The following is a 9,687-nucleotide window of genomic DNA, read 5'->3' on the forward strand; positions in this document are numbered from 1 at the left end:
GTAATACGGAAAAGCAGATGCGGATAAATTTACCAAATCTTTCAACTTACACTTAACCCCGCCTTTTGCAAATACTATGTTAGCGGCAGGTGTTTTTCCTTATTTTGTTGCGATATAAATCTCCACTTCCGAATCTTGACCTTTTTGGCTGTTTTCCCCATATACTTCAAAGTCATACGTATATTTTCTATTGAGTTCTTCGTCTCTATTCCAAATGTCTATCCAAGTATTGATAACAGCGTTCGGCATTTCGCCTTTTGCTACGAATTTTTGAAAATTCTCGGCTTCAAATTCCCGACCGACTAATCCGTTAGGGATTTCATTTAGTGTTGAAACAGGAACACCTATAATCGTAGTATATTCCTCGGTGTAGTTGCTTTTGTAATCAGTATAAATTGAAAATATTTCATCTGATACTTTATTCGGTATCTTCTCAAAAATGTTTTCCGCATAGAATTGCCCCCAAAGTTTTCCCAAATCTTCCTTTGATTTGTTGTCTTTGTTTGTTGTCCGAGTGGAAATTCCAATTACTTTAAATCCGTTTTTCATTTTATTGTTTTATCAACTGTTGTTATTCTGTATGTGTTAATGCACTGTAATTCGAATGTTTTTTAGAATTTGGGCTTTGTTAATGCTCATATTCAAAAAATTTCTTTTCAGCCGTGCGTTTTGATACGATTGCCACTAACGGGCCGCGTATTGGCGATAGTGGCGGATTAGAAAGCCGAAACTTCCAATCTTACACTAAGCTAAGCAACAGCCTTTTATTATTTTCTGAATTTATGAAAAAAGGAAATATAAAAGGCTGTTGCGAAAAAAAAAGGAGAACCTTTCAATTTCACCCTTAAACCGCCATTTCGCCAATACGATGTTAGCAGCAGTAATATTTTAATTTAATAATTTGAATTCTTTTGTTTTTTCTCTCCATCTTGAATATTTGATTTTATTATATTCAATAAGTATTGTCCATGTAGGTTCATCAATGCAAATATTTTCAAAGGCATTATCAAATGTTATGCTGAGTGGTCCAATGAAAATTTTTCTTTCATGGATTAGCTTTCTCTTTTTAGTGTAATAAATTTTTAATTGACTACCTACTTCTTTTTTCATTTCAGTTTGATATCCTTTGTATTCAGCTATGTTAGCGGGAAATTCTCTTTTTACTAATGAATAATAATATATTTTTTTTCCTTTTAATATATTTAAAAATTTTGCGCTATAATCTCTGTTAAAACATTCTACAGAATGTATATTTCTTGGTATCTTAAATAATTCAACAATAAAATCAACTATTTCATCATCGGTATTATAATTGCCGAAATCTGTAGAAATTAAGCCTTTTGTTAATAATTCTTTACCAATATAATTATAGTTATTCTTTGTATAATCTGATAAATTTATTAAGTTAAGAAAATCAACCTCATTAAATTTTGATTTATTTAATGTTAAAGGTGTTAAGTAATATTCATTACATTTTGAATAATAATTTTTTGCAGTATTAATGTAGTCAGCAACCTTTAAACTTTTTTCGCTTTTAAGTCTTTGATAATCAATTAGTTCTTTTATAAAAGCTTCAAGCAAGTCTTTCTTTTTTTCGTGAACATTATTTTCTATATAATCAATAATTTCTCTATTAATAACAAAATCATTATTCTCATTAAAAATTATATTCAAGAGATCTTTTGCAATGATTTTATCATTACAAAAGATCTCTTCGTAAAATTCTAATTCAGGCAGAATATTCATTAAATTAAGTCTTTTGCTAAATTATAAGATGTATCATAAAATCCATTTGGAAAAATATGATCTAATAGTCCATCTTCTGTAATTTTGTGTTCGGTGATTTCGAATTTATTTTCGCCTCTTTTAAAATAATAAATACGAACATCTTCATTAGTGATTCCAAAAGTTTTATTTTTAACTAAAACCTGAAGTTTTCTAACCATATGTTCACTGTGAGTTTCTATAAAATATGAGTTTTTATTCCCTATACTTAATAAAGTTTCTATAAAATTAGCTTGAAGTTTGGGATGTAAATGAACTTCAGGTTGCTCAATTAATAAAGTTTGACCATTTGTATAATTTTCTGATAATATTGCTTGAAATAAAATTGGTAGTTGTAGTGAAACTCCATATCCAACATCAGTTAAATTTGACCAAAATTCTTTAGTTTTTACATTTATGCTTAGAATTGACATTTCCTCATTTTTCTTGATTTCAATTTTCTCAGCTATACCAAGTTTCTTAATTACTTTGTTTAAAGTATCAATTCTCTCTTTGGATTCTTTTTTAGTTAAAAAAGGATCTCCTATTATATTAATAAACTTTTCAATATCGGTTATATTATAACTAGATTTTCTATCCTCTTGAAAATAAAATCTTTTAGGTGAGCTTCCTAGTATTGGATTTACATATCTAAGTTTATCAATGTTAATAATTAAAAAGTTTTGATATAGAAGTAAATATGCAATTGTATAAAATAGATAATCTTTATGTTCGGGATGTTGTTCAGTAAGTATCTTTTTTAAATTTGCATTTATGATGCTGAAAAAGCCTTCTTTGTAAAAAGTTACGTTTTTTACTACACCTTTAACCTTTTTAAAATTAAAAACTAGATCACATTTCATTTCATTGAAAAAATCCTCATTATCACTTCTTAATTGTGGTATGATTTCAAGAGTTCCTGCTTTTGAATTTGAAAATATTGTTTTAATACTATTATGAATTGATAAATTTTTATTTATTGTAAATTCAACTGAAGTTTCTTCATTAATATATTTTTCAATAATTTTTAAAAGAGATTTTCTTTTTTTCTCGTCCTCATCAAAGTCAATATAATGCTCATAATTATCTGTAAAATATTGTGCGTATTTTACAGTATTAGAAAATTTAAATTTCAAATCTCTATTAGATTCTTTTTGGTAAATCATTTCCTCATAATTTCCTAAATCTATTAAGATTCCTTTTAACTTAAAATTTGATTCTACTTGAGATTTAAGTGTCTGTTTGCAAGCAAGTAAGAATTTTATAAGTGAACTTTTACCTCCGCTATTTTCTCCAATTAAAATATTTATTCTCGAAAAATTAAAATCTTGTTCTTGAAAACTTCTAAAATTATTTATAGTTAAATTAAACATAATCTTTGTTTTATTATTGCTGCTAACGGTCGGGTATTGCCGAAGGCGGGGCTTCTCAGCACCTAACTTCAACTAAAATACCATACTCCAAAAGTAAACAAAATTTTCTAAAAAAACAATTAACCCCGCTTGCTGCAATACCTTGTTAGCAGACGTATTCTGTCGATTATAAGTTAATTCCAAGATTCAATTTTCCGCCAAGCCCAATTTCCACAATTTTTTGAAGTGTAGAAATCCTTACATCTTTAATATTGTTCTCAACTTTTGAAATATAACCTTTATTTGTTCCGCATTTTTTAGCAAGTTGCTCTTGTGTAAGACCTTTTTCAAGTCTTGCTTGCTGAATTAGAACTCCGAGCTTAAACTCTTCAAATCCTTTTTCAAATTCATCTCTTTTTTTAGTTCCTTTTTTTCCGTATTCTTTGTCAAGAATTTCAGTTAGGGAAGTTAAATTTTTATTTTTCATTTTCGTATTCCTTTTTAATTTTTAATGCTTTTTCAATTTCTTTTTTCGGTGTCTTTTGCGTTTTCTTTTGGAATCCATTGGTAAGAACAATCAGTTTCCCTTCGTCAAAAAAACAAAATATCCTAAAAATATCGTTTCCAAACTGAACTCTTATTTCATAAAGTCCGTCAGTTCCCTCCATATGTTTAAAGTATTCGGTTGGGATTTTTTCAACAGTTTCTATTACCATAAAAGTCCATAATATTTTCTCTTTTACTTTTGGCTTCTGCTTTTGGAAGAAGTCAAAGAAGTAATTTTTATAAGCGAAAACACTTCTAAATTTCTTTTCTTCCATATCGTCTACAAATATATAAAAAGTTGTTCAAATGTGCAACTTTATTTTTATGCGAAATTTTTAACTATATGTCTGCTAAAGTCGGGTATTGCCGAAGGCGGGACTTCTCAGCATCTAACTTCAACTAAAATACCATACTCCAAAAGTAAACAAAATTTTCTAAAAAAGCAATTAACCCCCGCTTGCGGCAATACCTTGTTATAGCCAGTGCCAATTATTCGGTTATAAATTGTTCGTAGCTGTCAAGTTTTGCTTTGTCAATTTTGTAATTTCCTTTTTCGTCTTTGATGATTACAACACTATCAAAACCAAGTTCGTTCATTTTTTCGATTGTCAAAAGTTCTCCTTCTTTTACTTGAAAAACTTTACGTAACAACCAATCCGAAAGAGCTTTGTTTGGATTTGTCATCAATGCTTTTGAATTGTCTTGACAAACTTTTGCAGAAAATATTTCACCTGTTGGGATTTTCAGCTCAAACATTTTATCTCTTTCAGGGAAAAAGTCAGGAAATTGTCTGTGAATTTCAGCTGGAATTGGAATGTAAACCTCTCCAAAATCTCGTTTTCTTCCTCCTGCATTCCATTGATTTAAGCCACTTTTTTCAAATACAAATTTCTGTTTTTTTTGAAACCCGTAAAGCGGTAAAATTACATAATTTACCCCTCTTATAAATTTGTCTGTAGCTGGTTTTAAAGTTTTATCTTCAAAAAGTTCCAACAATAAAGTATATGGGTCTTCCAAAATCTCAATTGGAAGTTTAAACGCATTTTGAGGAATGTAAAACTTTCTAAAAAGTGTGCTTTTCGAGTAATTGAAACTGTAAAAATTCTTACCATCTTCAAACTGTAAACTTGCATTATTTTGCTTTACTGAATGAATATTTTTGATGTCGATTTTGTCATAATCGGTTTCAAAAAGAACTAACTCATTGTTTTTTCTGGCAACAATATGATAAAGCGAACTTTCAATATTGTACAAACGCCTTGCTAAATCAATACGTTCATTTCTAAATTCAGCCAATTTATGAGCTAAATCTTTTCCTTGAAAATCAGTTAAAACTCTTGAAAGTGAGTTAAATTCTGCAACTTTTTCGGTACTGTTGTTCGTATTGCAAACAAAAGTTTTCAAGCCAACACCAATAGAATTATAATTTGCATCAAAAGCAGTATCTGAACGAGAAAGATTTCCTGCATCAAAACTCCTACAAAAGATATTTTCTGCAACTCGATAATTGATAAAAGGAACGGCACTTTCACTAAAAAGACCCGAAAGTTTTGAAACTGCTTTCAGTAGTTTCAAATAATTTCCGTTGTTTTCTATGTCGATTTCTGCAAATGATTTCACAACACTTTCATTATTTCTTTACTGATTCTTTCAATCAATGGTGTTGTAACAGAATTTCCTGCCTGCATATATAATTTACTATTTGCAATAGGAGGTAAGATATATTTATCCATTGGATAACCTTGAAACGCAAAACACTCTTTTGGTGTTAATTTTCTAATTCCAAAATCATCTTTAATTAAAGGTACATTGTGCCCACCTGCACCCATATTTGCAGTTAAAGTCGGACAAACATTGCTTTTATTTTCTCTTACATAAACTCTTCTCCATTGATAAACTGTATCTTTTTTGGTAATCGTTTTGGCAAGTTCAGGATAATATTGATGCGATTCAGGATAATAATATTTATCATCTTGTTTACCCTGTTCCAAAATGTCGTGAATAGTTTTTGTTAATTTAATTTCACTTGGAAATTTAAACTTTTTATAGTTTTTCACTTGTTTTGGGTCGAAAGCGACAATAAATATTCGCTCCCTATTTTGTGGTACATTTGCGTGTGTCATTGAGTTTAGCACTTCATAAAACACTTTGTAACCTAACTTTTCTTCTAAAATTTCAATGATAACTTTAAAAGTTTTCCCATTGTCGTGAGAAACTAAATTTTTGACATTTTCCAAAAACACGACCTTTGGTCGATGTTTTTCAATTATTTGTTCAATGTCAAAAAATAGTGTGCCTCGTGTGTCGGAAAATCCTTTTTGATAACCAGCAATCGAAAACGCTTGGCAAGGAAAACCTGCACATAAAACATCAAATTCAGTAGGAATATAATTTTTTACACGCTCTTTTGTGATGTCTCCAAATGGAATTTCACCAAAATTTTCACGATAAGTTTTTTGAGCGTCTTTGTTCCACTCACTTGTGTAAACGCATTTTCCTCCAACGTTTTGCATTGCAATACGGAAACCTCCAATTCCTGCAAAAAGGTCAATAAATTTGAAAGTATAATTTTCGGGTGTTGGAAACGGAACGTTTTCAACTTCAAATAAAAATTGATTTAGAGCTTCCTCTACTACAATTGAAACTTCACTTTCGTTTTTGTATTCAACATAATTTTCAAGAACAGTTAATGCTTCTTTTTTGTAGTATTTTGAAACTCCGTTATGTATGTTGTGAAGATAATGAGTTAAAACCGCTTTTTCTTCTTCAAGAGGTTCAACAAGCCTAACCTGATAACTTTTGCTATCAAGTTCTTCAATGCTTATTTTCTCTTTTATCAACATTTTATATTGCTTTAAATTTTGAAGTCGCAATTTACAAAAATATAATGTATTTGTATTTTGTTTCGTTATTTTTTAACCTATTTTTATTTTATAACACACGTTATCAAGGCATTGGCTATAACGGCTGAGTATTTGCGAAGGGCGGAACTGAAATGAACCTTAAGTTCAATTCAGTCCAACCGTAGCAAATGCTTTTTCAATGCCACTAAATTAAACAAAATTGTGGAAATGAAAAGCATTTTGCAATGAAATATTACTAAACTTCCTATCATTCCTAAACTCCGCCTTTTGCAAATACTATGTTGTACGCAGTTTTTTATTTTCGAAAACTGATATAAGATTTTGGATATTCAGGAATACTGACGTACAGATTTTCAATTTTAAATTCATTGTCACTGATTTTCACAAATTCCAAAGTAGCCTTATATCCCATATTGTTACTCAAGTGTATTTTATTACCATCAATTTGATAATTAAAATCGTCAGAACTATCGGGTTTGATTATGGAAAGTATATTCTGTGATTTAAAATTCATCTTTGTCCTGTTTCCAATAGGTGTGATTTCGGAAAACGTTCCGTTGAGAGCAGTATTGTTCTCGTCCCTGCTACAAGAAATAAACAGACAAATTAGAGCAAAAGTTAACAGAATTTTTCTCATAATTGTATAAATTTAGACATTATCGTATTTCAATTTTATGCGTATGTTTTTCTAAAATTGCGTACAACGGCTCGGCGGCTTTGCGAAGTTTCCTCTGGAAGCTCTGCTTCCAAGAGGAAACTTTGCAAAACCGCTTGATGGGCGAAGTTCGCGAAGCGACGAGCCCATCAGGCGGTGTAAGCCACCGAGCCGATGTGGCGAAAGGAGCGAAGCGGATTTCGCCACATCGGTTAGGGTATTGCCGAAGGCGGGGCTTATTAGCACCTAACTTCAACTAAAATACCATACTCCAAAAGTAAACAAAATTTTCTAAAAAAGCAATTAACCCCCGCTTGCGGCAATACCTTGTTGTGCGATTGTGCTTATTTTATCATATATTGAAATTCCCATTTGTCTTTCTTTTTCTATTTTTACCCATCTGTACTGTACTTTTCTATTAGATTCGCTTATTTTTTGACCAATATTTCATTGGTATTTTTTACAAAATAAAAAGTATTCGTAAGTGCATTTCTTTACTTGTTTGAATTTAGTTTTTTAGGCATTAATGCAATGAAAACCAATAAAATCAACTGAATAATAATTATGAAAATAGCTGTATGCAATGTTTGAAGAGCAATATCAGATTTTATTCTGTCATTTCTTCTTCTGCAATCCAATTCACTTTTTAGTACCTGTTTTTTACAAAAATCAATATCCGTTCTCTCGTCTATTTTTTGTTTCTCCCACATTACCCAAGTATCAGCTTTGTTAGATGCAATATCAAGGCGACCTAAATTCTCTGCAATTAACCAACCGCAAGTGATAATTGTCATTATTGATAATGATAAACCAATTATTTTTTTCATTTCATTTTCTTTTTATTTGTGTAAAATGTCAGTTTAGCGTATCCGTTCCTAAAGTACAACAATTATTCACAATAGTATCCGTTTTTATTTCCCTTTCATTATCATAATAAGTTATTTTAGCATAATAATTTACCGTGTCATTTTCACAATAATGAATGCTAAACCGTGATAATTTTTCATTTTCAATTTCAGATAAAAAATGCATACTTGTAGGTCCGCCATCGTCCTCTTCATATTCTATGAAATGTGCTGTATTACTTCCAAAAAAATCATCTGAATAGTTATAAAATTCCAAATCATAATTTAACCATACTTTTGAGCTGTCCCTGTTGTAATATCGATACTTCGTTTCATTACCGATAAACTCTTTGTTCATTCTTTCCAAACAAATCTGTTTAATAATTGAATAAACACTATCTTTACTGTTTACAGGATTTTTTATCAAATACATATTTTGGTAAACCCTTGATTGTATAAATTCCATCTTTGTAAAAAATACAAAATCAACGATTTTAACTAACAACAAAATCCCAAGTAAAGATAAAGCCCAATTAACTCGTTTTTTATTTTTACCTATCCATAGAGTTATTTTGTACAGCAAAAAAATTATCAATATCAGTAAGAACAATATAAGTAACATTTTCTTCTTCTGTCATTTCGCTTAATTGTATAGCATATCGCACAACGGAAAAAGTATTTGCGAAGGGCGGACTAAATTGAACGAAAAGTTCAATTTCGACGAACCAAAGCAGATGCTTTTTCAATGAAACTAAATTATTAAAAAAAAGTTGAATTGAAAAGCATATGCGACTAAATATTTCCGCTTTTCAATTCAACACTTCTCCCCGCCTTTTGCAAATACTATGTTACCTACAGTTTTTTAAATTAAACAAATAATAAATATAAGTATTGGCGTTAAAATTAAAATTAATGTATACCAACCGTATCTAATCCAAAAATTTATACGCTTTATCTTATTAATATCTTTTTGTTGAATTTCTGTAAAATATTCACGGTGGCTTATCTTGAAATTTTGATAATCAATAGTCAAATGATTTTCATATTTTGATAATATATTTTGATACTCTTGAGAAAGTTTTAACGCGAATTCTCTTTTTGTATATTCGGAAGGGTTTTCGTGTAATGTTTTAAAGTTTCGTAATTCGTTATAAAGTTTGCTTAATTCCAAACCACAATTATGATAATTATTCGCCCTCAAATTATAATTCTGCGAATTTTCATATTGTGATAACACTAAAAGTAAAATACTTAAGGCAGTAACAACATAATTTATTACATCAATTTTTATGTCGGAATTAATATTATACACGGAAATCAACCCCGATATTATCAAATAAGCGGAGAATATTGATAAAGTTATGCTGGAAGTTTTCGAAACGATTGTCAACCTTTTATCTGCTTCAAATCTGGCACCTTTTGTTGACCAAATCTTATAATTTAATTCTTCTAAAAAACTTTTTTCAAGATACTCTTTTGAGCCTTGAAAAATTGATTTATTCTCATATTCAGTCATTATTGGCGATTTTTGGGTAAAATTGTAGGTAACGGTCCGGGTATTGCCGAAGGCGGGGCTTATTAGCACCTAACTTCAACTAAAATACCATACTTCAAAAGTAAACAAAATTTTCTAAAAAAACAATTAACCCCGCTTGCGGCAA

The 9,687-nt window shown here is 29.9% G+C and carries 11 protein-coding genes; all 11 read right to left on the minus strand.

Annotated features, from left to right (window positions below; all coding sequences use genetic code 11):
- Positions 1–99: 99 nt before the first annotated feature.
- Positions 100–549, minus strand: a complete 450-nt coding sequence (locus D1003_RS10765; RefSeq protein ID WP_013447212.1) for a GyrI-like domain-containing protein — start codon at positions 547–549, stop codon at positions 100–102.
- 339 nt (positions 550–888) lie between these two features.
- On the minus strand, positions 889–1,746 hold the full coding sequence (locus tag D1003_RS10770; RefSeq protein WP_153936995.1) for a hypothetical protein: 858 nt from the start codon (positions 1,744–1,746) through the stop codon (positions 889–891).
- Positions 1,746–3,137: a DUF3696 domain-containing protein gene (locus D1003_RS10775; RefSeq protein ID WP_153936996.1), complete on the minus strand. Its 1,392-nt coding sequence runs from the start codon at positions 3,135–3,137 to the stop codon at positions 1,746–1,748. Before D1003_RS10775 ends, D1003_RS10770 begins: the two co-directional genes overlap by 1 nt.
- A gap of 166 nt (positions 3,138–3,303) precedes the next feature.
- Positions 3,304–3,603 (minus strand): helix-turn-helix domain-containing protein, encoded by a 300-nt coding sequence (locus tag D1003_RS10780; RefSeq protein ID WP_052911846.1) that lies wholly within the window; start codon positions 3,601–3,603, stop codon positions 3,304–3,306.
- On the minus strand, positions 3,593–3,937 hold the full coding sequence (locus D1003_RS10785; protein WP_052911847.1) for a type II toxin-antitoxin system RelE/ParE family toxin: 345 nt from the start codon (positions 3,935–3,937) through the stop codon (positions 3,593–3,595). The genes D1003_RS10780 and D1003_RS10785 overlap by 11 nt, the downstream gene beginning before the upstream one ends.
- Before the next feature lie 214 nt (positions 3,938–4,151).
- Positions 4,152–5,282 carry a restriction endonuclease gene (locus D1003_RS10790; RefSeq protein ID WP_311710138.1) on the minus strand — a complete coding sequence of 377 codons (1,131 nt, stop codon included), beginning with the start codon at positions 5,280–5,282 and terminating at the stop codon, positions 4,152–4,154.
- Positions 5,279–6,505, minus strand: a complete 1,227-nt coding sequence (locus D1003_RS10795) for a DNA cytosine methyltransferase (protein WP_153936997.1) — start codon at positions 6,503–6,505, stop codon at positions 5,279–5,281. The genes D1003_RS10790 and D1003_RS10795 overlap by 4 nt, the downstream gene beginning before the upstream one ends.
- A 316-nt stretch (positions 6,506–6,821) precedes the next feature.
- Complete coding sequence (locus tag D1003_RS10800) at positions 6,822–7,163, minus strand: lipocalin family protein (RefSeq protein ID WP_052911685.1); 342 nt, start codon at positions 7,161–7,163, stop codon at positions 6,822–6,824.
- 512 nt (positions 7,164–7,675) lie between these two features.
- The gene (locus tag D1003_RS10810; protein ID WP_153936999.1) at positions 7,676–8,008 is read right to left on the minus strand and encodes a hypothetical protein; all 333 of its coding nucleotides are present in this window, start codon (positions 8,006–8,008) and stop codon (positions 7,676–7,678) included.
- Between the two features lie 28 nt (positions 8,009–8,036).
- The gene (locus D1003_RS10815) at positions 8,037–8,648 is read right to left on the minus strand and encodes a hypothetical protein (protein WP_153937000.1); all 612 of its coding nucleotides are present in this window, start codon (positions 8,646–8,648) and stop codon (positions 8,037–8,039) included.
- A gap of 240 nt (positions 8,649–8,888) precedes the next feature.
- Positions 8,889–9,542, minus strand: a complete 654-nt coding sequence (locus tag D1003_RS10820; protein ID WP_153937001.1) for an SLATT domain-containing protein — start codon at positions 9,540–9,542, stop codon at positions 8,889–8,891.
- Positions 9,543–9,687: the final 145 nt, after the last annotated feature.

Origin of the sequence: Riemerella anatipestifer (genome assembly GCF_009663465.1) — a bacterium.
Lineage (GTDB): Bacteria > Bacteroidota > Bacteroidia > Flavobacteriales > Weeksellaceae > Riemerella > Riemerella anatipestifer_C.

Bases quoted from the DNA above. Each gene is read 5' to 3' on its own strand.
- D1003_RS10785 (WP_052911847.1), bottom strand. From the start codon at position 3,937: ATGGAAGAAAAGAAATTTAGAAGTGTTTTCGCTTATAAAAATTACTTC.
- D1003_RS10795 (WP_153936997.1), bottom strand. From the start codon at position 6,505: ATGTTGATAAAAGAGAAAATAAGCATTGAAGAACTTGATAGCAAAAGT.
- D1003_RS10820 (WP_153937001.1), bottom strand. From the start codon at position 9,542: ATGACTGAATATGAGAATAAATCAATTTTTCAAGGCTCAAAAGAGTAT.
- D1003_RS10770 (WP_153936995.1), bottom strand. From the start codon at position 1,746: ATGAATATTCTGCCTGAATTAGAATTTTACGAAGAGATCTTTTGTAAT.
- D1003_RS10765 (WP_013447212.1), bottom strand. From the start codon at position 549: ATGAAAAACGGATTTAAAGTAATTGGAATTTCCACTCGGACAACAAAC.
- D1003_RS10815 (WP_153937000.1), bottom strand. From the start codon at position 8,648: ATGTTACTTATATTGTTCTTACTGATATTGATAATTTTTTTGCTGTAC.
- D1003_RS10800 (WP_052911685.1), bottom strand. From the start codon at position 7,163: ATGAGAAAAATTCTGTTAACTTTTGCTCTAATTTGTCTGTTTATTTCT.
- D1003_RS10780 (WP_052911846.1), bottom strand. From the start codon at position 3,603: ATGAAAAATAAAAATTTAACTTCCCTAACTGAAATTCTTGACAAAGAA.
- D1003_RS10810 (WP_153936999.1), bottom strand. From the start codon at position 8,008: ATGAAAAAAATAATTGGTTTATCATTATCAATAATGACAATTATCACT.
- D1003_RS10775 (WP_153936996.1), bottom strand. From the start codon at position 3,137: ATGTTTAATTTAACTATAAATAATTTTAGAAGTTTTCAAGAACAAGAT.